At 42.1% G+C, this 25,628-nt stretch carries 27 protein-coding genes and 2 pseudogenes; 20 read left to right on the top strand and 9 right to left on the bottom strand.

From position 1 onward, the window contains the following. Nucleotides 1-218: 218 nt before the first annotated feature. Together Len3610_RS21790 and Len3610_RS21785 are read right to left on the bottom strand one after the other, a co-directional pair. Nucleotides 219-401, bottom strand: a complete 183-nt coding sequence (locus Len3610_RS21790; protein ID WP_176447677.1) for a transposase — start codon at nucleotides 399-401, stop codon at nucleotides 219-221. Further along, a pseudogene (locus Len3610_RS21785) lies at nucleotides 347-1,122 on the bottom strand (IS1380 family transposase). The gene Len3610_RS21790 and the pseudogene Len3610_RS21785 overlap by 55 nt, the downstream one beginning before the upstream one ends. A 558-nt stretch (nucleotides 1,123-1,680) precedes the next feature. Between Len3610_RS21785 and Len3610_RS09105 the strand changes: the two are divergent. From Len3610_RS09105 to Len3610_RS09095, 3 genes are all read left to right on the top strand, one after another. Next, the gene (locus Len3610_RS09105) at nucleotides 1,681-2,595 is read left to right on the top strand and encodes an NERD domain-containing protein (protein ID WP_176447675.1); all 915 of its coding nucleotides are present in this window, start codon (nucleotides 1,681-1,683) and stop codon (nucleotides 2,593-2,595) included. Beyond that, nucleotides 2,596-3,510 carry a diacylglycerol/lipid kinase family protein gene (locus Len3610_RS09100; protein ID WP_176447674.1) on the top strand — a complete coding sequence of 305 codons (915 nt, stop codon included), beginning with the start codon at nucleotides 2,596-2,598 and terminating at the stop codon, nucleotides 3,508-3,510. Nucleotides 3,511-3,735: 225 nt separating this feature from the next. Next, nucleotides 3,736-4,551, top strand: a complete 816-nt coding sequence (locus Len3610_RS09095) for a phosphotransferase family protein (RefSeq protein WP_369693662.1) — start codon at nucleotides 3,736-3,738, stop codon at nucleotides 4,549-4,551. On the opposite strand, the gene Len3610_RS09090 is transcribed toward Len3610_RS09095, so the two are convergent. Continuing rightward, a complete protein-coding gene (locus tag Len3610_RS09090) occupies nucleotides 4,538-4,825 on the bottom strand; it encodes a YtzH-like family protein (RefSeq protein WP_176447673.1) in 288 nt (95 codons plus the stop codon). The genes Len3610_RS09095 and Len3610_RS09090 overlap by 14 nt on opposite strands. Nucleotides 4,826-4,895: 70 nt before the next feature. On the opposite strand from Len3610_RS09090, the gene trmB reads away from it, so the two are divergent. Next, nucleotides 4,896-5,534: a tRNA (guanosine(46)-N7)-methyltransferase TrmB gene (trmB, locus tag Len3610_RS09085; protein ID WP_176447672.1), complete on the top strand. Its 639-nt coding sequence runs from the start codon at nucleotides 4,896-4,898 to the stop codon at nucleotides 5,532-5,534. Nucleotides 5,535-5,779: 245 nt separating this feature from the next. Then, nucleotides 5,780-6,643: a YtnP family quorum-quenching lactonase gene (locus Len3610_RS09080; RefSeq protein WP_176447671.1), complete on the top strand. Its 864-nt coding sequence runs from the start codon at nucleotides 5,780-5,782 to the stop codon at nucleotides 6,641-6,643. A gap of 105 nt (nucleotides 6,644-6,748) precedes the next feature. Here the strand turns inward: Len3610_RS09080 and Len3610_RS09075 are convergent, their stop codons facing one another. Together Len3610_RS09075 and Len3610_RS09070 are read right to left on the bottom strand one after the other, a co-directional pair. Next, nucleotides 6,749-7,003 carry a hypothetical protein gene (locus tag Len3610_RS09075; protein ID WP_176447670.1) on the bottom strand — a complete coding sequence of 85 codons (255 nt, stop codon included), beginning with the start codon at nucleotides 7,001-7,003 and terminating at the stop codon, nucleotides 6,749-6,751. 129 nt (nucleotides 7,004-7,132) lie between these two features. Next, nucleotides 7,133-7,447 carry a PepSY domain-containing protein gene (locus Len3610_RS09070; RefSeq protein ID WP_176447669.1) on the bottom strand — a complete coding sequence of 105 codons (315 nt, stop codon included), beginning with the start codon at nucleotides 7,445-7,447 and terminating at the stop codon, nucleotides 7,133-7,135. Nucleotides 7,448-7,639: 192 nt separating this feature from the next. Between Len3610_RS09070 and Len3610_RS09065 the strand changes: the two genes are divergently transcribed. Together Len3610_RS09065 and Len3610_RS09060 are read left to right on the top strand one after the other, a co-directional pair. Next, a complete protein-coding gene (locus Len3610_RS09065; RefSeq protein ID WP_176447668.1) occupies nucleotides 7,640-8,704 on the top strand; it encodes a M42 family metallopeptidase in 1,065 nt (354 codons plus the stop codon). Between the two features lie 9 nt (nucleotides 8,705-8,713). Continuing rightward, a complete protein-coding gene (locus Len3610_RS09060; protein ID WP_176447667.1) occupies nucleotides 8,714-9,223 on the top strand; it encodes a DUF84 family protein in 510 nt (169 codons plus the stop codon). Nucleotides 9,224-9,819: 596 nt separating this feature from the next. Here the strand turns inward: Len3610_RS09060 and Len3610_RS09055 are convergent. Then, nucleotides 9,820-10,260, bottom strand: coding sequence for a YtoQ family protein (locus Len3610_RS09055; RefSeq protein WP_176447666.1), 441 nt, complete (start codon nucleotides 10,258-10,260; stop codon nucleotides 9,820-9,822). Between the two features lie 154 nt (nucleotides 10,261-10,414). Between Len3610_RS09055 and Len3610_RS09050 the strand changes: the two genes are divergently transcribed. The 13 genes and pseudogenes from Len3610_RS09050 to motS all read left to right on the top strand — a co-directional run bounded on the left by Len3610_RS09050 (nucleotide 10,415) and on the right by motS (nucleotide 23,077). Continuing rightward, nucleotides 10,415-10,933 (top strand): hypothetical protein, encoded by a 519-nt coding sequence (locus Len3610_RS09050; RefSeq protein WP_176447665.1) that lies wholly within the window; start codon nucleotides 10,415-10,417, stop codon nucleotides 10,931-10,933. Nucleotides 10,934-11,058: 125 nt separating this feature from the next. Continuing rightward, the gene (locus Len3610_RS09045) at nucleotides 11,059-11,376 is read left to right on the top strand and encodes a thioredoxin family protein (RefSeq protein WP_176447664.1); all 318 of its coding nucleotides are present in this window, start codon (nucleotides 11,059-11,061) and stop codon (nucleotides 11,374-11,376) included. A gap of 16 nt (nucleotides 11,377-11,392) precedes the next feature. Beyond that, nucleotides 11,393-12,199, top strand: coding sequence for a DUF1444 domain-containing protein (locus tag Len3610_RS09040; RefSeq protein ID WP_176447663.1), 807 nt, complete (start codon nucleotides 11,393-11,395; stop codon nucleotides 12,197-12,199). 15 nt (nucleotides 12,200-12,214) lie between these two features. Further along, nucleotides 12,215-12,813, top strand: a pseudogene (gene ytpR / locus Len3610_RS09035) (YtpR family tRNA-binding protein). A 205-nt stretch (nucleotides 12,814-13,018) separates the two neighbouring features. Then, nucleotides 13,019-15,235: a DNA translocase FtsK gene (locus Len3610_RS09030; RefSeq protein ID WP_176447662.1), complete on the top strand. Its 2,217-nt coding sequence runs from the start codon at nucleotides 13,019-13,021 to the stop codon at nucleotides 15,233-15,235. A gap of 214 nt (nucleotides 15,236-15,449) precedes the next feature. Continuing rightward, nucleotides 15,450-15,584 (top strand): hypothetical protein, encoded by a 135-nt coding sequence (locus Len3610_RS20845; RefSeq protein WP_255259852.1) that lies wholly within the window; start codon nucleotides 15,450-15,452, stop codon nucleotides 15,582-15,584. Between the two features lie 117 nt (nucleotides 15,585-15,701). Beyond that, a complete protein-coding gene (gene murC / locus Len3610_RS09025; protein ID WP_176447661.1) occupies nucleotides 15,702-17,027 on the top strand; it encodes a UDP-N-acetylmuramate--L-alanine ligase in 1,326 nt (441 codons plus the stop codon). A gap of 510 nt (nucleotides 17,028-17,537) precedes the next feature. Next, on the top strand, nucleotides 17,538-17,945 hold the full coding sequence (locus tag Len3610_RS09020; RefSeq protein WP_176447660.1) for a DUF948 domain-containing protein: 408 nt from the start codon (nucleotides 17,538-17,540) through the stop codon (nucleotides 17,943-17,945). 22 nt (nucleotides 17,946-17,967) lie between these two features. Continuing rightward, nucleotides 17,968-18,417 (top strand): YtxH domain-containing protein, encoded by a 450-nt coding sequence (locus Len3610_RS09015; protein WP_176447659.1) that lies wholly within the window; start codon nucleotides 17,968-17,970, stop codon nucleotides 18,415-18,417. 138 nt (nucleotides 18,418-18,555) lie between these two features. Beyond that, nucleotides 18,556-19,641 (top strand): bifunctional 3-deoxy-7-phosphoheptulonate synthase/chorismate mutase, encoded by a 1,086-nt coding sequence (locus tag Len3610_RS09010; protein ID WP_176449604.1) that lies wholly within the window; start codon nucleotides 18,556-18,558, stop codon nucleotides 19,639-19,641. A 779-nt stretch (nucleotides 19,642-20,420) separates the two neighbouring features. Continuing rightward, a complete protein-coding gene (ccpA, locus tag Len3610_RS09005) occupies nucleotides 20,421-21,416 on the top strand; it encodes a catabolite control protein A (protein ID WP_176449603.1) in 996 nt (331 codons plus the stop codon). A 52-nt stretch (nucleotides 21,417-21,468) separates the two neighbouring features. Beyond that, nucleotides 21,469-22,287, top strand: coding sequence for a flagellar motor protein MotP (gene motP / locus Len3610_RS09000; RefSeq protein ID WP_176447658.1), 819 nt, complete (start codon nucleotides 21,469-21,471; stop codon nucleotides 22,285-22,287). Then, nucleotides 22,277-23,077, top strand: coding sequence for a flagellar motor protein MotS (motS, locus tag Len3610_RS08995; RefSeq protein ID WP_176447657.1), 801 nt, complete (start codon nucleotides 22,277-22,279; stop codon nucleotides 23,075-23,077). The genes motP and motS overlap by 11 nt, the downstream gene beginning before the upstream one ends. 35 nt (nucleotides 23,078-23,112) lie before the next feature. Here motS and Len3610_RS08990 read toward each other — a convergent pair whose 3' ends face one another. Genes Len3610_RS08990 through Len3610_RS08980 form a run of 3 tightly spaced genes read right to left on the bottom strand, consistent with a single transcriptional unit; the run spans nucleotide 23,113 to nucleotide 25,582 of the window. After that, the gene (locus Len3610_RS08990) at nucleotides 23,113-24,282 is read right to left on the bottom strand and encodes an acetoin utilization protein AcuC (RefSeq protein ID WP_176447656.1); all 1,170 of its coding nucleotides are present in this window, start codon (nucleotides 24,280-24,282) and stop codon (nucleotides 23,113-23,115) included. Further along, nucleotides 24,279-24,929, bottom strand: a complete 651-nt coding sequence (locus Len3610_RS08985) for an acetoin utilization AcuB family protein (RefSeq protein ID WP_176447655.1) — start codon at nucleotides 24,927-24,929, stop codon at nucleotides 24,279-24,281. Before Len3610_RS08985 ends, Len3610_RS08990 begins: the two co-directional genes overlap by 4 nt. Continuing rightward, nucleotides 24,929-25,582, bottom strand: coding sequence for a GNAT family N-acetyltransferase (locus Len3610_RS08980; RefSeq protein WP_176447654.1), 654 nt, complete (start codon nucleotides 25,580-25,582; stop codon nucleotides 24,929-24,931). Before Len3610_RS08980 ends, Len3610_RS08985 begins: the two co-directional genes overlap by 1 nt. Between the last annotated feature and the right edge of the window lie 46 nt (nucleotides 25,583-25,628).

The raw sequence follows: 25,628 nt of genomic DNA, 5'->3' as shown, positions 1-25,628 counted from the left end.
AAACCTGAATTATTCATAGAAACACATTCTGCATATATTGAAGGTCAAAATTAAAAATTCAGAAGCATTTTTATCAATTATCTTTGTAAATCTCTTTTTTCATTTGATAAAAACCCATATATTACAGGTTTTTCCATAATTGGAGTTAAAAAAGGACATACGTATCCCGATGGAGGAAACTCATTTTTTAAATTTTCCTTGAGTCTGCGCAAAATTGGCTAACACAACATTGGAAGCTGCTGTATTCGATTCAGCGTGCTGTAAAAGGCATTCTTATATAGCGAACTACTGGACAATTTGAATGTGATATAGCGTCCGGATCGAATCACTTTCCCGGCAATTTTGATTAAACTTGTGCGAATGGTTTGGATTTGATGGCTTTTTTCATCTTTTGTCGGCATACAAAGGCGGGCGTAGTTCCATTATTTAAATTGTAAGCCAGGACAGCAATCTGTAATTTGTTTGCGTTGATTTCAAACGCTGTGCTGCTCATTTGGCCAAAAGCGAAGCCGAGCTTCCCTTCTTTGATGTAGTTTTCCATTTTGCCGCGCTCAGCGTAAAATTGTACGGTATCCTCCGGCGAATCATCCAGTGTTGTGACGATAAAAGTGGGAATAAACAACAATTGATCAACCGGCTTTTCCAGTTTCAACATCACATTACGGGGTTCATCCCAACTGGCAGCTTTGTATGTAAATGCCCGGTAGAATTCATGATGGCGGCCATCATAAATGTCGATTTCAGGATCATCGAGTATCTCACTTTCAAACTCACCGGCAATCCGCTGCAGGCGTTGGTTAGCCTTCAAACGGAACATAATTCCGCGGCCCAGTTCTTCACAAAGTCGTACAACCCCGGTGTGGCAAATCCACTATCACCACGGATGATGATCTTGATGTGCGGATACTTCTTTCTTAATCGTTTCAGTTCAGGACCTACGAAAGCAACGATTTGTCTTGATGTATACACGTTTCCGGCACGCAAGGAAGCTTTGAGGCAATCACCTGTATCCCCTTCAAACATAAAAATGGGATGGTAGCCATTTTCACCGTAATGTGGGTTATACGAACTGCCATACTGATCCCCGTAGGTTGGTGAATTGGATGAATCAATATCCAGCACCAGGATTTCAGCGGTTCCAGTTCTTGAAAACGTTCGGTAATGGTTTGATTTACCGTTTGAAGCTGTTTCATGGGTTCCTTGTCCAAATGTTGGTTTAATCGGGACATTGTAGGCTGAGAAGCGAGCTCAGGCTTATCCAGAACGTTGTAAATACCGGATCATATTTTTAAGTTTATCGCCATGATCGCCGCATCGTAACCCGGCAGCATTCGAATCTCATGAATCATCATGAATTGACATGACTTGCGATGAAGATACGCCATCTTTTATATGAACCATTTCTTCAATTGCTTTATGTAATCTGATAACATGATCACCACATAGTAGTCATAGTCATAGAAGAGCCCCCTTGGTATGTTTTTGTTTAGTCACTTATTACATTACCAAAAGTTGGGCTCCTTTTCATTTATTTTACTTTCACTTTTTGGGTGATCAGCGTTAATGCTCAAAAGTGCTGTTATAACGGGATCACCGAAGAATATATCATGAAGTTATGAATAATTCAGGCTAAATATTTTGCTGTGGCTCGTTATGATTTACTGGGGGGGAGGCAATTGAATGGCGCAGCTGATAAAGCTTGAAGACTATGTTTCGCGATATGAATGGAATGTCTATCGGTATGCAAGTCAATTTATCCGCATGAAACAGGATAATTGGAAAAAGATCTATGATATGTGGCTGGATGACGATATGACGGAGGATTCAGGAAAAGATACGCCGGAATCTGCATTTTCCAAATGGAAGTCATTTTTTAAAACAAGCAGCCAAAAAATGGAATCAGCAACCAATGATGAAACAAGCACCCTTCCAGAGACAGAAAAAGATTTAAAACACTATTTTCTGGATAAGTTGTTTCCGCTGCAGTTGAAATGGGCTTCATCAACGGTCACAGATGTGTCATTCATGGAAAAAGATTATAATGAGAATGATCTTCTGAAATACTTTCTGAAACGTTTTCCGGATACATATCTCGTCATGTATTACCCCATTTTTAATGTGAAAAAGGCACCGGTTGATGGTGAAATCATTTTAATAAGTCCAATTGGAATTGAAATTATTTATATGATTGAAGAATCGCCCGATACACTCATTACAGCTGAAGGTGATCGAACCTGGCTGATGAAGAAAGGTACAACAGAATCCAAAATACTGAGTCCATTACTCGCTTTAAAACGGACCGAGCAAATTGTAAAAAGCGCCCTCAGCCAGGAAGGTGCTGTGCTGCCTGTCAAGAAGGTTGTATTATCGCGGGCGAATCATATCACATCGCACAGAGAACCCTACAACACGAAAGTCATAGGAAAACATGACTATGAGAATTGGTTTACTGAAAAACGACAACTCGTTTCCCCATTAAAAAACCAGCAGCTGAAATCGGCAGAATTATTACTGAAGAACTGCAGGACAACCGCTGTTAAAAGGCCGGAGTGGGAAGCCGACAATAGCCATACATTCACAAACGGAGAAAACTAAATGTATATTTTTATCGTAAACCCTGTTTCAGGAAGCGGGCGGGCAAAAAAGATATACAACAGAATTGCGAATAGTAAACCTTTCTCACAAGTCGACACCCATTGTTTTTTTACACAGTACGGCGGTCATGCTGAAATAATTGCGAAACAGCTGACTGACTTTCAGGAACCGGTAACGTGCGTGATTGTCATTGCAGGTGACGGAACATTGCATGAGGTGATTAACGGTTTGAACGTTGCAAAGTTACCGGTGGCTTCTATACCTGCAGGCTCCGGAAATGACTTTGCCAGAGGATGCGGAATTAGCGGTTCTCCTGTTGACATGTTTAACCGGATTATTAATAGAATTGAAGGTAAACCGTACTGGCTCGGTTATTTTCGCACCGATCACCATCAGGGAAGGTATTTCGTCAATAATATCGGAATTGGTTTCGATGCTGAAATCGCCAAAACCGTTAATCAATCCCGTTATAAACAGAAACTGAACAAGCTTAGACTGGGAAAAATAAGCTATATTATGGCACTGCTGCAGGTTTTATTTCGTTTTAAGCCGATGGATCTGGAAATCATAGCTGACGGTCAACAACGCAAACTCAAGGATTGCTGGATGGTTACCATTACGAATCACCCTTACTTTGGCGGCGGCATGAAAATTATACCTGATGCTGTCATCCAGCCGGAAAGGTTTCCTGTACTGATTATTCATTCAATATCCAAATGGAAGGTACTGGGTTTATTTATAACGGTTTTTAGCGGGAAGCATACGCAATTTAAGGAAGTTGAATTGTTTCAGGCTGAACACCTGGAAATATACCCGCATAAACCGGTAACGTATCAGACGGATGGTCAGACAGATGACTGCCCGGTATGCATGATTACGAAAGAGAAACAGCATATTAAGATAATGGGAATATAAGTTTCGGTTGAAAACATAACGGATTTCCGATAATCTAATCTCATGTCTGTTTTTATGTCGAAAAGAAAGTATAAATTTCGGATAACGTTTTAATACGGAGGCTATTTCGCCGATTTCTTCAAGTCTGATTTCCGGCATCTGACCTCTGGAAAGACGAGGCTAAGCCTGAGTTTTTTTAATTCAGGTCTATTAATGTCAATCTATTCATGATTTGAGGTATTTATAGTGAGTTGGCTTCAACAAGCAGTAGGAAAAGAATGGACGATCACCCCTGCCGGCGGACTGACAGGTGATGCTTACATTGCTGAAAAAAATGAAAGACGTCTGTTTTTGAAAAGAAATTCATCGCCATTTTTGGCAGTCCTATCAGCAGAGGGTATTGTGCCAAAGCTTGTCTTTACGAAACGGATGGAAAATGGTGATGTTATAACCGCTCAGGAGTGGCTTGAAGGACGGGAATTGAAAACTGAGGAGATGCAGCATCACCGGGTAGCTGATCTGCTCCGTAAAATACACGGATCATCCGAACTTCTGCATATGCTTATGCGACTGGGTAAAAAGCCGGTTACACCAGATGAGCATTTTAATGACATTGTCGAACAATTGAGCTCAAGTGGTTTGACAGATCACTATAAAGAAGTCAGGAAAGCGATTGAATACCTGCAGCGCTTGCTGCCGTATACCCGTAATCGGCAGCAGGTCGTGTGTCATTGCGATTTGAATCATAATAATATTATATTAACCACAAAAGGACAGCTCTACCTGGTTGATTGGGATAATGCCACGATAGCTGATCCAGCCATGGACTTTGGTTTCATATTAAAATGGTATGTACCACAGGAAGACTGGAGTGTATGGCTGAACCAGTATGGAATTGCCAGGGATGAGCAGTTATTTGAACGCATGTACTGGTATTTAATCATGGATGCTCTTTCTTATTTGGTTTGGCATCATGAACGCAGCCGAATGGATAAAATGCAGGACCGATTAACCAATTTACGTGATCTGAATCAATATGTAGGAGATGCTATTCTACGCTAGTCTGTTGGATAGCATTTACCCACGTATTGATATTTGACTTATTGGAAAGAATGTGTTCTTCATCGTTTTGGGCAATTTCCCCCTGTCGTCCGTAATTATAAATTTCAGGCAGCAATTGGAGCAGCTGCTCGTCTGAAATACGATCGTTCGCTATCAGCGCCTGTACTAATCGTTTGATTTGCTGGTATTCGCTAATTTCGCCACAGCAATCTTCCGTCTGTTCAGTTAAAATATCATGCAATAATTGTAATTGGTTGTGTGTCGTCAGCGTCATTTAAATCACCTCAATTTAAAGTGTTAACCAATATGACAAATTATATGCTTATGGATAAAGGAGAAGTATCATGCGACAGCGTCATAAACCGTGGGCAGATGACTTTCTGAAAGAGAATACACACTTGATTATCCCGAACCCGGAGCAAAAAAAGGGAAAGTGGCAGGAATTGTTTGGAAATGACAATCCGATTCATTTGGAAATTGGAACCGGAAAAGGTCAATTTATGGCAGGTATGGCGGAGCAGCATCCGAATGTGAATTTTATCGGCATTGAATTGGCCAAAAGTATCATTGTTATGGCCGGCAGTAAAATGAAAGATGCAGGCCGGGATAATGTGGTGTTGTTACATGTTGATGCAGCTGACTTACAAGAACTGTTTGCCGAGAATGAAATCTCCGTCATTTATTTGAATTTTTCCGATCCATGGCCCAAAAAACGCCATGCCAAAAGACGGCTGACCTTTCATACGTTTCTCGAACAGTATCAGCATATATTGCAGCCTGAAGGGGAAATCGTGCTAAAAACAGATAATCAGGGTCTATTTGAGTATTCACTCGTCAGCTTTTCCCAGTTTGGGCTGAAACTGGAGGACGTAACAATCGATCTTCACAGTATTGAAGATTCCGAAAACATCATGACTGAATACGAAGAGAAATTCTCAGCAAAGGGACAACCCATTTACCGCTGCCGTGCTCAATTTGATTAGGCATTTGTGGCGGAAAGCAGGGTTCTCGTATATTTTAAAAAATGACTGGGATACCAGTCTTTTTTTAAGGTTCTTTTCGTAGTTTTAGAATGGGAGGAAGACATTCCAAAAATTATGTCGCAGTTTATGGGTTTTGGGGCAAAAAATAATCTTTGAGAAAACAGTTTTTTTAATACCGGAATGCAATCGTTTACAGCGTGGCTTGGATTCGCTAAACTGAATATATAGGTAAAGGAGGATGACAATTGGAAACGTTACAGATTGGACGGGCAAAACTGACATGGCTTAACGGTGGAGTGAATTTTCTCGACGGCGGAGCGATGTTTGGGGTTGTCCCGAAAGCATTATGGGGAAAGAAATATCCATACAATGAGAAGAATCAGATTGAACTCAGGACAGATCCGATTTTACTCCAGATTGACGGAAAAAATTATTTAATTGAATCCGGCATGGGAAATGGGAAATTAACCGATAAACAAATCCGGAACTTCGGTGTGCTGGAAGAGTCATCTGTTGATCAGTCACTTGCAGAATTGGGACTTTCCACAGATGATATTGACGTCGTGCTGATGACGCATTTACATTTTGATCACGCGTGCGGCTTGACGAAACCTGTGGATGATGGTTATGAATCAGTTTTTAAAAATGCCGTGATTTACGTTTCCCGTGTTGAATGGGATGAAATGCGCAACCCGAATATTCGCTCGGCCAATACATATTGGGAAATGAACTGGAAACCGGTCGTGGAGCAGGTAGAGCCGTTTGAGAATGAACTGACCATTACTGACGGCCTGAAGATGATCCACACCGGCGGACACAGTGACGGCCATTCGATTATTCTATTTGAGGATGATCATCATACATGGATTCATATGGCGGACATCATGCCGACGCATGCCCATCAAAATAAGCTGTGGGCGCTGGCCTATGATGATTATCCGGTGACATCCGTCCATCAGAAAGAAAAGTGGATGGACTTCGGTTATCGGAAACAAGCATGGTATACATTTTATCATGACGCGTACTTCCGGGCGATTCAATTTGATGAAGCGGGCGAACGGATCGGTCAAGTGGAACGGGAGCGGTATGATTACGGGGATAATCGGTAAATGCAGTTGAATATATTAAATTAGTCAGATGATTACCTTGTGACTGGTGGCTGTCATTGAACTAATTGAGGGGGCAACGAGCAAAAGTGAAATGCCCGCTTCATATTAAACGTCACGTTTCCCTGTTTTATTGATCAGTTTTTCAATGAGGATCCAGCCAACGAAAATGATAACAAAGCTAATGACCATCATTCGTCCAGAATCAACAATGAGCTCGAAATTAAGTCCGGAAACGGTATAAGTGTCTTCCGGATATTTCTTCTGATAACTTATGATTAACGGTTCATTCTGAAAAGCAATCAGCGAAATTATTAAGCCGCTTATAACACCGCCAACAATTGACAGCCAGAATTTTCGCATGAATGTTTCCCTACCTCCCTTTCTATGCGGCATCATGGGATAAGAAGTTATGTTATCATAATTTACTGAATATTATTTTTAAAAAAATGCACCGTATAAAGACGGTGCATTTTATGGTATGAGCAAAGATTATGCGGTCTCCACGGAGTCAATCACGGCACCTGTATCAACATCAATATAAAATTCATATTGCTTGTTCTCACCGTCGATATTCCGTGTAACTCCACCGCGATAGGCGTTGTACAATAATCCGTTTTTCTCGACTTCCTCAGGTTTCATGTAAATCCAGGAACCGCTGATTGGGCCCTGCTTTTTGAATGATTCTTTTGCTTGTTTCAACGCTTTCTCGGGTGTGATTTTCTGATAGCGGTCGATTTGCTGTTTCATTATAAATCCTGCTGCGATTCCTGCTCCGGCAGCAATGACTGCATTTCTGGCTTTCATACTCTGGTCACCTCTGGAATTAATATTTTATCGCTTTCTTATTTTAATTACTAGTATAACGGAAAAATATCAAAATAAAAACCGATTGGGATTAAAACAGGCGGTTTAATGTGGAACAATATTGGAATGGTGGAAAGATGTGTATATTTTCCGTTATACTGAATCTATTACATATAAACGGAGGGAATACAGATGAATCAGGAAACGATGGATTTGTTTAAAAACCTGACAGAACTGCAGGGGGCTCCCGGTAACGAACACGCCGTTCGCACGTTTATGCGGGGTGAACTGGAAAAGTATGCTGATGACGTGATCCAGGATAATCTTGGGGGTGTTTTCGGCGTCAAAAATGGTGACGGTCCACGGGTGATGGTCGCTGGTCATATGGATGAAGTTGGCTTTATGGTTACACAAATTACTAAAAATGGCATGATCCGCTTCCAGACATTGGGCGGCTGGTGGAGCCAGGTGCTGCTGGCACAGCGCGTACAAGTGATGACTGATAATGGCCCGGTCATCGGTGTGATTGGCTCAACACCACCGCATAACTTGACACCGGAACAGCGGAAGAAGCCAATGGACACGAAAGATATGCTGATCGATATCGGAGCTGATGATAAGCAGGACGCAGAAAAAATCGGCATCAAACCCGGTCAGTCAATTGTACCAATTTGTCCGTTCACACCAATGGCCAACGAGAAGAAAATTCTTGCCAAGGCGTGGGATAACCGTTATGGTTGTGGGCTGTCTGTTGAACTGTTAAAAGAACTGGAGGGTGAATCAGTGCCAAACCAGCTCTACTCTGGTGCGACCGTTCAGGAGGAGGTTGGGCTTAGAGGCGCTAAAGTAGCTGCCAATATGATTCAACCGGACATTTTTTATGCGCTTGATGCTTCACCGGCCAATGATATGTCAGGCAACGATGAAGAATTTGGCCAATTGGGTCAAGGTGCCCTGTTGCGCATTTTTGACAAGTCGATGATCACTCATCGCGGTATGCGGGACTTTATTCTGGATACAGCTGAATCAAGTGATATCCCATACCAGTATTTCATCTCACAAGGTGGTACGGATGCAGGCAGTGTTCACGTTTCCAATGATGGCGTTCCGTCAGCAGTTGTCGGTATCTGCTCGCGCTATATTCATACGTCTTCATCTATTATTCATGTGGATGATTACCAGGCTGCCAAAGAATTGCTCGTGAAACTCGTTAAATCAACGGACCAAAATGCAGTTGACGCGATTAAATCGAATTAAGGAGCCAATATGGACATCGTAGTCGGATCAAAAAATCCCACTAAAATCGCAGCAGTGAAAGAAGTTTTTTCAGATGATCAAGTATCCCCGGCAGATGCACCATCCATGGTCAGTCAGCAGCCATTTTCAGATGCGGAGACACGATTGGGTGCCATTAATCGGGCTTTCAACGGACTTGAAACAGCATCAGGGGCAATCGGCATCGGTCTGGAAGGCGGTGTCATGTATGTTGACAATGAATTGTACCTATGCAATTGGGGTGCGCTTATAACAAAGGAAAACAATATATTTACAGCCAGTGGTGCCAGAATTTTACTGCCGGCAGAAATTGATGATGAGCTGAAGAAAGGAATTGAACTTGGCGATGTGATGGATGCTTATGCCAAACGGCAGGATGTTCGCAAAAAGGAAGGAGCCATTGGCATTTTCACCAATGATCGCATTTCAAGACAAAAGATGTTTGTACATGTCGTTAAGCTTTTGCATGGACAGTGGGAATATGCAGAGGAAAATAAATGAGCAAGGTGTTAAGTATACACGTTCATTTCCCGGAGAAAAAATGATCAGCGCTTAAGAATGATAGGCACAAATCGTATTTCGATTCGTGTCTATTTTTTATTGATATACGATCTGATCATTAATAACATTTCTGCTTTGGCTTTGCGCTGTTTGAAAAGATATTTGAATTAAATTTCCTTTTCACGTTGTTTTTCACCGTTTTTTGAGAGGAATATGAACGAGAGGGCCTTTCTCTCGATTGCTTTCATCGCTTTTGAAGAGGAAAACGCACGAGACAGACCTTCTCACGTAGCTTACGGACATTTTGGTGAAGTGAAATGCACGAGAGGACTGCTCTCTCGTAGTTTTTCATCACTTTTGAAGAGGAAAGCGCACGAGACAGACCTTCTCACGTAGCTTACGGACACTTTGGTGGAGTGAAATGCACGAGAGGACCGCTCTTTCGATAGCTTTCCACCGTTTTGAAATGCAATTCAAGAAGACAGTAAAAAGCTCGGTTCATTAACCGAGCTTCGTTTATCGTATTTTCGGATTGATGGATATGCTACGATTGTCTCTGCGGAATTCACTTCTTTTGATTCCCGCCGCAGCTTTTGTCATTCATAAATATAGTTCAATACATCCAATGCCTGATCGACTGTTTCAACCGTAACATTAGCTTTATTGGAAAGTTCTTTCAGCGGGTGGATGAGTGACTCGGGCCGCACGAGAATCGTCGGTTTATTCATGGTGATGGCAGCGCTGGCATCCATTGCTGTGTTCCATTGTTTATATTTCTCCCCGAACAATGCAACGACAACGTCTGATTTTTGCATCAGCACCTGTGTCCGTAAATTGTTAATACTCGATGCCGCATCATCTTTATACACATTGCCGGGCTGTTCGCCGAGAATGTCTTCTCCCACATTATCAGAACGGTGGTGGTTTGTCTGTGGTGCGACAAATGTAAGCGGGAGATTTTTCTCTTGAGCTTTTGATTTTAATTGTTCCCGCCAATCGTCATGAATCTGGCCTGCGAGATAAACCGTTAATTCCATGTAGATCCCTCCATAATTTATCTTCTTATTCTATCTTATCTTTTTTTGAAAACAACGCAAACAAAAAAATCTGAATTAAAACAATTCCCTTGTCAAAATAAGAAATCATAGTATCATAGACTAAGGAAAAAGTACTGGATTTGGGGGAAGAGCATTGAGAAAGTTAAAAGGTGTTATCATTATGTTATTTTGTGTTTCTGTATTGATGGGGTGCAGTATGCCGTCAGAGGAAGAGGCAATCAAAAGTGCGGAAGACACCGCGGAAGACGTTTTTAATGCTGACGAGTCAATCGAAACCAATCAACAGCTGAATACCTTTTCGATGCACGTACCCCAAGGCATGGATGTCGTTGAGGAAGATGCAACCAATGTCGTCCTGGAAGATGGTGAACAGACCTATATTGTGTTTTATAATAACCTTGAATCCCCGCTCAGTAAGTTAAGCTACGAATCAGCAGCGGCAAACAGTGAACAGGCTCTACTGCTTGAGACCTTTGTAGACCAGGAAAAATTTGGCTATATCCGTGTTCTTCAGGATGATGAGGAAGACAGCTACGAACTTCAGACTGGAATTGGCGGTGTCAAAATTACAACCTACACATCCAAATCGGGAATGGAACGTGATTCTGAAGCGATGATGAGCATGGCGCGCTCGATTGTGATGGCAAATTAGAGGTGCGAATTGTAACACATGAATAGCACTAATTGAACTTTACGCTATTTTGCGATAACGTCATGATGATTGAATCCAAGCAAAATCAAAGATATGATAGATGTAGTGATGGAGGTAGATGCGACATGAAAATAATTGAATCGGAAAATCAATTCAACGACTTTATAAATAATGAAAATGTGGTCGCGGTGTTTTCGGCTGACTGGTGCCCGGACTGCCGTGTTATCGAACCGGTTTTACCGGAAATTGAAGAAGCCTATCCATCTTTTACTTTTGTTGAAGTGGACCGTGATCAGTTCATTGATCTTTGTCAGAAATATGACGTCTTCGGAATTCCAGGTTTTATTGCATTCAAGGATGGTGCGGAAGTCGGCCGATTCGTCAGTAAAGACCGGAAAACTAAACGTGAAATTATGGCATTTATGGAAGAAGTCAGCGGATAGGAAAGGATGCAGAGATATGAAAATGACCAGTCTCAAAATGAAAAAGATACTTCAGGAAAGGTTGTCAAACGAGCGTTTCAGAACATCCTATAACCGTGATAAAGACACGTTTCGTATCGAGTGGAAAGACACCGGACAGGGAATGACGATTACACTACCGAATGTCGTTTCAAAGTATAATGAACGTGGTGAAGCGGCCATTGATGATCTGGAGGAGCATGTATCAGAGGCATTGAAGATTATGCATGAAGAACATTACCTTTCCGGGATGGAGAAAAATATTTTTCCCGTTATCCGGGCTACGTCATTTACAACTGAAACGAACAGCGGTAAAAAACTTATTCATAAAGAACATACGGCAGAGACGCGTGTCTATTATGCGCTGGACCTGGGTAAATCCTATCAGTTAATTGATGAATCAATGCTGGAGGATGAAGGCTGGACAAAAGAGCGGATCGATGAAATTGCCAGCTTTAATATCCGTTCTTTGGATAATGACTATAAAAAAGATACCGTTGCCGATAATGATTTTTATTTTGTGGCAAAGCAGGATGGTTATGATGCAAGCCGGATTTTAAATGAAGCGTTTCTGGAAGAGATGATGGCAAACGTAAAAGGCGAACTGGCCGTTGCAGTACCGCACCAGGATGTGTTGATATTTGCCGATATCCAAAATAAGGCGGGCTATGATATATTGGCACAAATGACGATGAAGTTTTTTGCAGAAGGACGCATCCCAATCACCTCATTGCCCTTCATTTATGAAAATAAAACGCTCGAACCGGTTTTCATACTTGCCAAAAATCGTCCGGAAAAGAAATAGAAAGGAATGAGCCATATGGATGTTTTTTATAATCCCGGTGGTATAGGGGATGTCTTGATAGTTCCGCTTGAAGACGGGAATCGTTATGACATCATATACGAAAACTATGGGGATATAACAAAAATAACGAATAAACAAGGTACTATTATCGGTTACAACATTTTTAACGCCTCAAGCTATTTTGATTTAAAGGGCAGTATTACCTTGACGGAGACACTGTTGGATCAAATGAAAGAAGTGTTCAGTCACAGTAACCTGGCTGATCCGCTTGATTTCGATTTAAGTCCAAAGTTTGTTGTCGGTTATGTCAACGAAACGTCACAGCACGAGGATGCTGACAATTTAAGTGTCTGCCAGGTTGATACAGGTGATGACCAACTGCAGATTGTTTGTGGTGCCCCTAATGTTGATGCCGGCCAAAAAGTGGTTGTCGCTAAAGAGTGGGCGCCGTCATGCCAAGCGGGATGAAAATCAAACCGACAAAATTGCGAGGGGTTCCATCGAATGGTATGATATGTTCCCGGAAAGAACTGGGGCTTCCGAATGCACCGGAAGAGAAAGGAATTTATGTGCTGGATGACGCCTATACGACTGGTGAGCCATTTGAATTTTAGTATAAAAACAACCTGAGTCATCTGACAAAGGTTGTTTTTTCATGCAATGGTCCGGCAGCCGGTTGGGTGTGATGTGTGACACCTGCACCCGGGACCAGAACATATTCACAGTCGGAAAGAACACGATGATGTATTACAATTTCATATAAGAACTGCTAAAATAGGAGTACCTTAACTTGATTTATAAAGAAATGAGTGAATACATATGTGGGATCGATGGAAAAAGAAAATCAGCCGTTTTCTTTTTGAGGAAAAAGAAGAAAGGCATGATCGGTCTTCAGGAGAGTTGAAAAAAAACAATCAGGATATCCATACGCGCATGACGTATCAATATCCTGCTGAGAAATCATTTCGTTTTCCTGTCATCCCAGATCAGCCGAAACAAAGGGAACAAGCTGATATACCGGCATATCAGCGTAAAACAAACCGTGAAAGAAAACAACCGGAGTCCGATCCCAAACAGGAATCCCGTCCAGAGCCGAAAATTTACAAACCGGAAACGAAAAAGCCTTTTGAACCAACAGACGTGCCATCACCGATTTATGGTTTTCAAAAACAAAAAGAGGGAAAAACCAATGAAGATGTGCCGGCGTTTCAGAGGAAACAGCGCTATGATAATCAAGATAAACATTTAATGTCAAATCAGGCAGCCGCAACAACTGAGACATCGCTCAACATTGAACAAGATACCGGGGATTCAGGACAGCCTGATTTTACATGGCAGTCATCCGGCGCTGGTTCAACAGAACATGATAACGGGGACTTGGCACGTACTGAGCGAACCGGTACAAATGACAAATCAGTATCCGAAACAACAAAATCCGAATCAACTGAGACACCAAAAGCTTTAAAGCATCGTGATAAAAGCAAACGGCGCTCAAAGCAGCCTGACCAGGCACAATCAAGCCCTAAAACACCGCCGTTTAATGTTTTAATGTCGGCAAATGATAGTCGACGTGAAATGAAACGTAACCAGCGACGTTCGGTCAAATCGCAAGCTGACAACCAAAAATCAGGACAAACCAGCCCATTGCCGTATCATTTACTGGATGACCCGGTTCAAAAGACGGAGCAGGATAATATCTGGATGCGAAACCAGCAGCAGCTTTTGGAAAAAACATTAAAACATTTCAATGTTCAGGCGAAAGTGGTTAACGTAACACAGGGCCCTTCCGTTACGCGGTTTGAAGTGCAGCCTGAACCGGGTGTCAAAGTAAGCAAAATTAAAAATCTCAGTGATGATCTTAAATTAAACCTGGCAGCCAAGGATATTCGGATTGAAGCGCCAATACCCGGAAAAAATACAATAGGTATTGAAATCCCGAATCAGCACGCCCAAACGGTCAGCCTGCAGGAAATTTTTAATAAGGAAACATTTAAAACAAGTCAATCCCCGTTGACGATCGGTCTGGGGTTAAGTATTGAAGGGGACCCGCTTGTAACCAATATCCAGAAGATGCCGCATGGGTTGATCGCCGGCGCAACTGGGTCAGGGAAAAGTGTCTGCATTAACACCATATTGATCAGTCTTTTATATAAGGCAAGTCATGAGGATGTCAAGTTTATGCTGATTGATCCGAAAATGGTTGAACTGGCACCGTACAATGGCATTCCGCATCTGATTTCACCGGTGATCACCGATGTGAAAGCAGCAACTGCTTCTCTGAAATGGGCAGTAAGAGAGATGGAAGAGCGCTATGATGCGTTTGTCCGGGAAGGTGTCAGGGATATTGAACGCTATAATCAAAAGATGTCCAGAGAGAATCGCTCGGATGATAAAATGCCGTTTATTGTCATTGTCATTGACGAATTGGCTGACTTAATGATGGTTTCCCCGCAGGATGTTGAGGATGCTATCAGCCGAATTGCTCAGAAAGCACGTGCATGTGGTATTCACTTGCTGCTTGCCACCCAGCGTCCGTCTGTGGATGTTATAACCGGTCTGATTAAGGCCAATATACCGACTCGGATTGCTTTCAGTGTTTCGTCACAGGTGGATTCCAAAACGATTATTGATAAAGGCGGCGCTGAAAAGTTACTGGGTAAAGGCGATATGTTATTCACGGAAAACGGTGCAGGCAAAAGCATCAGACTGCAGGGAGCCTTTGTATCGGATGATGAGATTGACCGTATCACAGAGTATGCACGGTCAATTGCAGAACCGGACTATCAATTTGAGCAGGAGCAATTGCTTGAAGACGTGACAAAGGATGATCAGGTGGATGAACTCCTGGATGATGCCATTGATTTTGTCATCCAGCAGAATAGTGCAAGCACTTCCCTGATTCAGCGTCATTTTAAAATTGGCTACAACCGTGCAGCCAGGTTAATGGATACGATGGAAAATATGGGAATCATTGCACCGCAAAATGGAAGTAAACCACGAGAAGTTTTAGTTTCCGCTGCCCAATTGGAGAATTAATCGTGTGCATACGAAATGACTATGACTATTTCCGGGATATATCAGCATTTTGGCTGTGTTATTGACATTAGTTTGTGAGAAGAACATCAGGGGCTTTGAATGTATATAATGTCGTAAAAACAGCCAGTTCCTCTCGCAGGAAAAAGCTGATCATTTCACCAGGCAGGCGAGAGATACGAATAGTCTGTATGCTGTCGGCGGAAATTCATTAAACATGGATAATGGTAACGTGCGGGTTAGTGGCATCCCGGAAGAAGAGGAAGGGTGGCATTATCACTCTGATCCATACATGGAAAAGGTTGGTAACTGCATGGGGGGGTCATTGACCGTTATTGATTATGAAATCTGACTGAAGCCCTATTTTTAAACATTTTATTCTCCAATATAATTTGCTATAATGACAAAATAGCAGTATGAATGGAAATAATAATTTGTTTAGACAGACATAAATTTGGAGGTTCTTTTTATGACAGCTTACCATTTTATTGGTATTAAGGGAACCGGAATGAGTGCACTTGCTCATATACTTCACGATTCCGGCGAGAAAGTGCAGGGATCAGATGTAGAGAAGCGTTTTTTTACACAAGAAGCATTAGAGGATAAAAACATTCCAATTTTCCCTTTTTCAGAGATGAACATCAAAGAAGGCTACACCATCATAGCGGGTAATGCTTTTTCAGATAACCATCCGGAAATTAAAGAAGCAAAAAGACAAGGCTTAACCTTCTATCGATACCATGACTTTTTGGGAGAATGGCTGAAACAATATACCAGTATTGCCGTGACCGGTGCGCATGGGAAAACATCTACGACAGGACTCCTGGCTCATGTGCTTGATGAATCCTATCCGATTTCCTATTTAATTGGTGATGGTACAGGTAAAGGACATATGGAAAGCAATTATTTCGTATTTGAAGCATGTGAATACAGGCGCCACTTTTTAAGCTATCAGCCTGATTATGCGATTATGACGAATATTGATTTCGATCATCCCGATTATTTCACAAGCGTGGATGACGTTTTTGATGCCTTCCAATCTATGGCAGACCAGGTAAAAAAGGGAATTATTGCTTGTGGTGATGATGAACAATTACAGCAAATCCAGGCGAAAGTGCCGGTCGTTTATTATGGTTTTTCCAGTACGAACGACTTTCAGGCACAAAATGTTACCGAAACAGAACATGGCACTGAATTTGATGTGTTTGTCCGGAATACCTATTACGATACATTTACCATTCCGATGTTCGGAAACCACAATGTACTGAATGCCTTGTCTGTGATTGCTATTTGCCATTATGAGGATATAAAAGCACAAAAGGTAAAAGTATTGGACTCTTTTGAAGGTGTCAAACGCCGGTTCACAGAGAAGGATTTTGGCAGTCAGGTATTAATTGATGATTATGCGCATCATCCGCGTGAGATAACAGCAACGATTGACTCAGCGAGGAAGAAATATCATGATAAACCAATTATAGCGATATTTCAGCCTCACACTTTCACACGTACAAGAACATTTCTGCAGGAATTTGCCGATAGTCTGAATCTGGCAGACCACGTCTATTTGTGTGATATTTTTGGTTCAGCAAGAGAGGAAAGCGGTAAGTTGACGATAGAAGATTTGCAGAAACTAGTGGATGACAGCCGGATTCTGGATTTAGCAAATACGGAAGTGTTATTGGAACATTCAGATAGTGTCCTGATATTCATGGGGGCAGGGGATATTCAAAAATTCCAGAAGACCTATGAAAACCAGCTCGAACTGGTTAACTACGAGCAAACAAAAAATGCTTAGCTGAGAAGGAGCCAAACGATAGGCTCTTTTTTCCTATCCGGTTACGGTTTTTCTGACATATGTGTCGAAATTATAGTAAAAATCCGTTATAGTATACTTAGAGGATGTGTTCAAAAGGGAGGATAAAAAGGACCGAGAAGTTCGAGGCGGCGCAGTTTCGAGCAGCGGAATGTATGCCTTTAAATACATGAGCAGACGCTCTAGCACGCAGGAAAAGTGTTTTTCTTTTCCAAGGAGCGGAGAAACAAGCCAACGAGCTTCCACAGGATGTGCCCACAGGACGTGGGCGAGTTTAGCAGAAGGTCCTCTGTTCGACGTGTCATTTTTACCGGACTTTTTGAACAACCACTTAGAGGTGATGGTCTGGATGGTTCGGACGATTATTGAAGGAATGCATGTTTAAATAATCATCATTGGGGAAATTAATAAGAGAATTCCTTGCTTCATTCATCATACCCGAAACGCGTCATGACATCGAATTATTGCCGAATTGAAGGAGTTGGTCAGCCGATGGAGGTCTTATTGTACATAGCTGCTTTTATTGCTGCCGCAGCATTGGCAGTACTGGTTATTTATGTGGTTATAACCCTGAAAGCAACACAACGGACAATGAACAATATATCAAACACGTTGGAAAATCTTGAAAACCAAATGCAGGGAATTACCACCGAAACAACTGAACTGCTTAATAAAACGAACAGTCTTGCAGATGATGTCAATCAAAAGTCGGACAAGTTAAACATTTTATTTGATGGTGTTAAAGGGGTTGGAAACACGGTCAATGAGTTTAATGAATCACTGCGAAATTTATCGTCCCATATATCCAACTCAGCAGCAAAAAACCAGGAGAAAGTTTCTGAGGTGCTGAAATGGGGCAATTCGATTGTTGATTTTTGGAAAAAGAAAAGAAATAAATAAAATAACTAAGGAGGAGATCAGGATGGGGAACAGTGATAACAGCAACATTAACACGAAGGATTTCATGATTGGGACACTTATTGGTGCGATGGCAGGTGCTGTAACGGCCTTGTTGTGGGCGCCAAAGTCCGGCAGAGAATTACGCGGGGATATCAACGATGGTGCCGTGCAGTTAAAGGGTCGTGCCGGTGAATGGAAAGATACAGCATATGCAAAAGGAACAGAGTGGAAAGATACAGCTTATCATAAAGGGTCGGAACTGAAAGAACAAGCCTATCTGAAAGGTTCGGATCTGAGAACAAAAGCAGTTGACTCCACATCGAAACTTTCACAGAAAACACAAGAGAAGACACAGGAATTGAGTCAAAATATACAAGGAAAATTGAACGGAAATAACGACAGTCATAATGAAGCTGTTGAAGAAGCGGCTGAAGAGGCTGCGGCGGAATTCGAAAAATCTGAAACAAAATGAAGTAATGAACTGAAGCCAGTGATGATTCACTGGTTTTTTTTCTTTGATTACAAATTTAAGGGTGACAAAGGCAAAAGTTTTCGGTATAATAATCCTCAATATATTTTCATAATAAAGCGAATCTTTGCAGGAGGGATTATCGTGAGTGATGAGTTAGGACAATTACGCCAACAATTGGATGGTATCAACCTGGAGCTTTTGAAATTGATTAACCAGCGTGCAGAAACTGTTAAGCAAATCGGGCAGGTAAAAGAAAAACAAAGCATCAATCGGTTTGACCCGGTAAGAGAACGCAAAATGCTGGATGAACTGACAGAAAAAAATGATGGTCCTTTTGAGAATTCGACCATTGAACATATTTTCAAAGAAATATTCAAGGCAAGTCTTGAACTGCAGGAAGATGATCACCGAAAAGCATTGCTTGTATCGAGAAAAATGAAACCGGAAGATACGATTATCGACATTAAGGGCGAAAAAATCGGAAACAGCGATATGCAGCATGTCATGGGTCCATGTTCAGTCGAAAGTTACGACCAGGTCAACCAGGTGGCAGAAGCGGTGAAACGGAATGGCATAAAATTACTCCGCGGTGGAGCGTTTAAACCAAGAACCTCCCCATACGATTTCCAGGGACTTGGTGTGGAAGGATTGCAGATTTTGAAACAAGTGGCAGACGAACATGATTTGGGCGTTGTAAGTGAAATTGTCAATCCGGCACACATGGAAAAAGCACTGGATTATGTGGACGTTATTCAAATAGGTGCCCGCAACATGCAAAACTTTGAACTGCTAAAAGCGGCCGGGGAAACTAACAAACCTGTACTGTTGAAACGTGGGCTGTCCGCAACGATATCCGAATTTGTCAATGCAGCGGAATATATTATTTCACGAGGCAATGGGGACATCATATTGTGTGAACGAGGTATCAGGACTTACGAGAAGGCCACCCGCAACACGCTGGACATCTCATCTGTCCCAATCTTAAAACAGGAAACACACTTGCCGGTAATGGTGGATGTCACCCATTCAACCGGGCGCAGGGATTTATTGCTGCCGGCAGCCAAAGCAGCTGTTGCGATTGGAGCTGACGGGGTCATGGCAGAAGTTCATCCGGATCCGGCCGTTGCATTGTCTGACGCAGCTCAGCAGATGGATATTCCAACGTTTGACAATTTCATGAAAGAGCTCGATGCATTTGCACCACGCAAGGCCATGCAAAAATAAGTGCTTGGCATTTGCTGGTGAAAGAAATGAGGGCAGAGAGACATATGTGAAACACCCTGTGGTGAGGTAAGCATATTTCTCTCTGGTTTTCTGTAAAACCATAGAATTCAGGGATACAAATCACAAGTGATGAAGTATCCCTTTTTTTATTGATAAACCTGGATTACATTCTGTTTAATATTGTGTTTTTATTCTGGAATAGGGTGAAAACAGATTGCGTCTGATACTGGCTTAAAGGTTATGATGAAGGAACAAAAAAATAAAAAAACAATGTGTACAAACATTGATTTCGTGGTATAATTAAGATAGAAATATGACAGGTGGACTCGAACCCCATCAAGAGGGGCTGCTTAGGCAGCATAAGGTGAAAATAATCCCTCAGTGCCCTTCAAACGCATATGAGGGGTTATTTTTTACGGTAATTATCAGAAACGATAAACGCGTGCTTTCATCTCAGGAGGATATCATGAGCGTTAGCGCAACGTCCATAGGAAAGCACCTCCCTCCCTGGGAAGTCTCCCAAACGAAGACTAACGGCAGGCGGGCAGTGCTGCCATACCCCTCATGCGAAGCCAGTCTATTGTGTTTTTTTAAAACATATTGCTATTATTTATACTGCAATACTGAAGAAATGTCGTTTTTAATTCCCAATGAAGCAAGTTCCCCTTAAAGGTTGATTGTTTAATATCAGCCTTTAAATTTTTGTGTTTTTGTTCGTATTAGCGTATCATAATGGCAAGAGAAAAGCGTTTGGCAATCAATCAAGGAGGTAGTTAATGATGACTGTAACAATATACGATGTAGCCAGAGAAGCAAACGTATCAATGGCAACCGTTTCACGTGTAGTAAATGGAAACCCGAATGTGAAACCTGTCACACGAAAAAAAGTTTTGAATACGATTCAAGAGCTGGGCTATCGTCCGAATGCCGTTGCACGAGGACTCGCAAGCAAAAAAACAACGACAGTGGGAGCGATTATCCCGGATATTTCAAGTATCTTTTTTGCCGAGTTGGCAAGAGGGATTGAAGATATCGCGACCATGTATAAATACAACATCATCTTAAGCAATTCCGATCAAAATAAAGATAAAGAGCTGCAATTAATTAACGCTATGCTGGGAAAACAGGTCGATGGTATTTTATTTATGGGCGGCGATATTACTGACGATCATGTCAACCAATTCCAGACATCATCAGTACCAGTGGTGGTGGCAGCGACACAGGATGAAACAAACACCATTCCGTCGGTCAACATTGATTATGAGGCGGCAGCATTTGAAGCAACGACCTATCTGCTGGATAAAGGCAATGAAAAAATTGCATTCATTTCAGGTGTTGATGATACAATGACCAATCAGCAGAAATACAACGGGTATATCCGTGCATTTAACGAAAAATCGGTCAGCCTGAAAGATGAATACATTCTGTCGGGTGATTATTCATACGATTCCGGCATCGAAGCTGTCAATCAGCTGCTGGCAATGGAGGACAGGCCAACTGCTGTGTTTGTGGCTTCAGACGAAATGGCGCTTGGTGTCATTCACGGTGCCCAGGACAAAGGTTATCAAATTCCCGGTAACCTGGAAGTGTTTGGTTTCGACAATACAAGACTGGCGACAATGGTACGCCCGACACTGTCAACCATTGTACAGCCAATGTATGATATCGGAGCCGTTGCGATGCGTTTACTGACCAAATATATGAACAAGGAAGATGTGGAAGAGAAAAAAGTCATACTGCCACATCGAATTGTCGAAAGGGATTCAACAAAATAATATTTATGCCGATATAAAAGATGACTTATTTTTTCATTTGGAGGAGCGGAATATGAGAAAACGAGACATCTTAACACCAATTGGCATCACGCTGGGATTTATTATGATCATGCTGGCAATCCTCTCCAAAGGTGGTACACAAGGTATTGCTTCCTTTTTGGATATAGCCTCCATATTTGTTGTGTTAGGCGGACTGACAGCATCATTATTGATCAATTTTAAGATGGCTCAGATTAAGCTGACCGGGAAGGTTATGAAGGAAGCTTTCCACCAAAAAGATCAGGGACTCAAGGAACTGATTGAACTATTCATTCGCCTTGCAGAACGGGCCCGCAGAGAAGGTATTTTAGCTCTTGAAAACGAAATGGAAGATGTGGATGATCCGTTTATCAGAAAAGGTGTACTGCTTGCTGTTGATGGGATTGAGCCTGAGGTCATTAATGATATTATGAATGCAGAAATAACGGCAATGGAAGAACGCCACTACAAAGGGAGGGTTATCCTGGAAAAGGCAGGTGAGTATGCGCCCGCCTGGGGGATGATCGGGACATTGGTCGGTTTGGTTCTGATGCTGAACAGTCTGACTGACCCGGCTACACTAGGTCCAAACATGGCTGTGGCGTTGTTAACCACCCTGTATGGCACGGTTATGGCTAATTTGGTATTTTTACCGATGGCGAATAAACTCGCTGCTAAAACAGAAGAAGAAATGTTCACGAAACAAATTATCATTGAGGGCGTTATTGGTGTGCAGTCAGGTCAAAACCCGCGTATCCTGGAAGAAAAATTGAGTGCTTTTCTGCCCGATGAAGTGAGAGACGAAACTGAAGAGGAAGCTGTTTTTTCCGGGGAGAGCGTAAATGAAGCGTAGACGAATACGGAATAATGGCCAGTCAGGTGCACCCAAATGGATGGTTACGTACTCAGATATGGTAACATTGATTCTCGTTTTCTTTATATTGCTATTTTCCGTGTCACAGATTGATATGGTCAAATTTGATGCGATTTCGGAGTCATTCAGAAACCGAATGATTTTTGATTTTTATCCTTCACCTGTACCAATGGATAACCCGACGGAGCATACAAGTGCTGAGGAAAGCGGTAAGAATTCCAACGAATTTGAAAATCCGACACAGCTGGAAAATATTAATGACCGGGATGACCGGACAGATGAGGAAGAACAGGATTCACTGGATGAATTGATGGAACAGGTGGAAGAATATTTACATAATCAAAACCTCAATGATGTTATTTCAGCCAGCAGAACAGACCGTGGGGTTGTTCTGGTATTGCAGGAAAGTATATTATTTGATACTGGGGAAGCAGAAATTCTGGATTCGGGAAAACCTTTTTTGGACAAGGTTGGAACGCTTTTGATGAATCTGCCTAACGATGTTAAAGTCGAAGGTCATACGGATGATCGACCGATTTCCAGCTATAAATTTCCATCTAATTGGGAGTTATCCGGTGCCAGAGCGAGCAGTGTCATTCGTTATTTGATCGATGAAAATGACTTTGATGCCTCACGATTTTCATCAGCCGGATATGGCGATACACGACCAGTGGTGCCGAATGATTCTGAAGAAAATTGGAGTCAAAACAGACGTGTTGAAATGGTTATATTGGAAAACGATGCAGAAAATGATGATAACGATTCATAAAAGGGAGATGCTGAACGCGTCTCCCTTTTAAGATTCTATAGCATTTCATTAAGTTTATTGTTCGTATATTTCAGCGCACTCTGCAGTACTTTGTCGTTCTTTTCTGTAATGTCATCTTTCCTCGGAATATTCGGTATAATTTGTTTCTCATCATGCCAGGTGACAGGCAGCGTGACTGGTGACTTTGACTGCCATTCGGATTGCCAGTCAGGCGGCAAATCGCCCGATTGAATATCCCCTGTCTTCATCACACTCCAAATTTGGGCCCACGCGCGCGGGACAACCCGCCACATATCATATCCGCCGCCACCCAGTGCTATCCAGCGTCCGTTGCAATATTGATGCGCTATCTTGTGTGCAAGGAGCGGAATTTGCTCGAAAGTTTCCATCGTTGCACATAAATGAGTCAGTGGATCATTCACGTGGGCATCAGCACCATTTTGTGTCAAAATCACATCAGGCTGGAAGAAATCAGCAATTTCCCGTAAAGCCGTTTCATAGGTTTGTGTAAATGATTCGTCCTGGGTAAACGCATCGATCGGCAGGTTAAACGAATACCCGTGTCCTTCTTTAATCCCTCGTTCATTGATATGGCCGGAACCGGGGAACAAGTATCTGCCGGTTTCATGGATCGACAATGTGCATACATTTGGATCATCATAAAAAGCCCATTGGACACCATCGCCATGATGGGCATCTGTATCAACGTACAAAACTTTCAAGTCATAGTTTTGTCGTATATAGTTGATGGCAATAGCACCGTCATTGTAAACGCAGAAACCACTCGCTTTCCGTTTGAAGCCATGGTGAAGTCCGCCGCCGAGATTCAATGCATGCTCAGATTTTCCCTGTAAGACAGAATCAACGGCTGTGAGTGTCCCGCCAACAAGATAAGATGACGCTTCGTGCATATTGGGAAATGCTGGTGTATCTTCCGTTCCAATCCCATATTCCATGCATTCATCATCAGACAGGTCACTGGTACCCGCCCGTTTAACAGCATTGATAAAGACTTTGTCATGGAAAAGAGCCAATTCATCCTCAGTGGCCATTCTGGGTTCTGTTATATCACTTTTTGACAGCAATTTATTTTTTTCAAGTAAGTCCTTCGATAACAAAACGCGTCTTTGATTAAATGGATGATCCGAATGAAAATGATAGTCCAGAAATTTAGTTGAATAAATAAAAGCTGCGCCACATGTCATACTTTTGGCTCCGCTATATTATTCGGCCACATTAAGTTATAGCCGGCATCCCGTAAATCCTGTATCACGGGCAGAGGATTCATTGTTTGGATACGGAAAACAAGGATTTTATAATTCGGATCATCATTATAAGGGTACATCAGGACTGATGTTATATTGGTCTTTCGTTTTCCGAAAACCGCTGCAACTTCCGGTAAAATACCGGGTTTGTGGGGTACTTTAATTTCGACCTGTGAACTTTGAACGTTTGTGCCAGTTAATTGAATCAGCGTGTACAGCATATCTTTTTCCGTAATCATGCCAATTAATCTGTTTTCACTGACGACAGGAAGACAAGCAAATTCTTCATCGTAAAAAACACGAGCTACTTCTTCCACAAAATCCAGCGGGTGAACGGTTGTTACCGGCTGACTCATGATTGATTGGATTTCATTATTGAATGCTTGATAGTTTGTATGATCGGCAAATATTGATGGTGATGCATCCCGGACATCACGGTCTGATACAATTCCGATGACCTGTTGTTCAGTATCGACAATCGGTATATGCCGGATATGATTTTCCTTTAATAGTTGTAAAGCATCGGCTACAGTTGCTGTTGGCGGAAGTGTATAAACATTAGTTTTCATGATTTCCTCTACAAGCATTATAATCCCCCTCTCATATTGCGGTATTGATGCCGCTGTAAAAAGCGCAATTTATCAAATTGCTTGATGGATTCTTCCGGTACGTTCTCACCGATTCGAACCATCAGGCAGTTAGCCGGGTGGGAGATAATTTCGGGATCATCAGTGGGAGCAGGGAGGAGTCCTCCTGCTGCCATCATTTTCTCCATCACTTTCCGGTAGTCCCAAACACTTAAACGGGTTTCATCCAGATCCCAATGCCAATAATATTCGGTGGAGATGACTATGTAGTTTTCCATATAGCCATCCATCATGGAAACCTTCAGCAAACCTGAGGCAACTTTTGCACCGCGATAGGCCGGGATAACTTCAACAGCTCCCAATTCAATCAAATCCTCCATATTGAATTTTGACCATCTTTCAAGCGGGTCCGGATGTAAATATGTCACATAGCCGATGATGGTATCCTCAGTTCTGGCAATAATGATGCGACCCTCTTTGAAATCCGCAATACTTAAGAGAGCCTCGAATTGTTTGGGCGCGGGGCGGAATGCCGTTAAATGTTCATGAAAATGATACTTTTTCAATTCTGCAGATGGAAGTGGTCCTTCGATGATGATCGATCCATTAGATGTATCATGCGTTGTTGAGTAATATGTTTTTGTATGGTCCACTTTTTCACCCCTTTAACGAGGATTAATAATAGCGCTTTCATTAATT

It is taken from the genome of Lentibacillus sp. CBA3610 (assembly GCF_013373365.1).
Lineage (GTDB): Bacteria > Bacillota > Bacilli > Bacillales > Amphibacillaceae > Lentibacillus.
The sequence above is the reverse complement of the archived record's forward strand: the minus strand, read 5'-3'. Positions and strand labels throughout refer to the sequence as shown.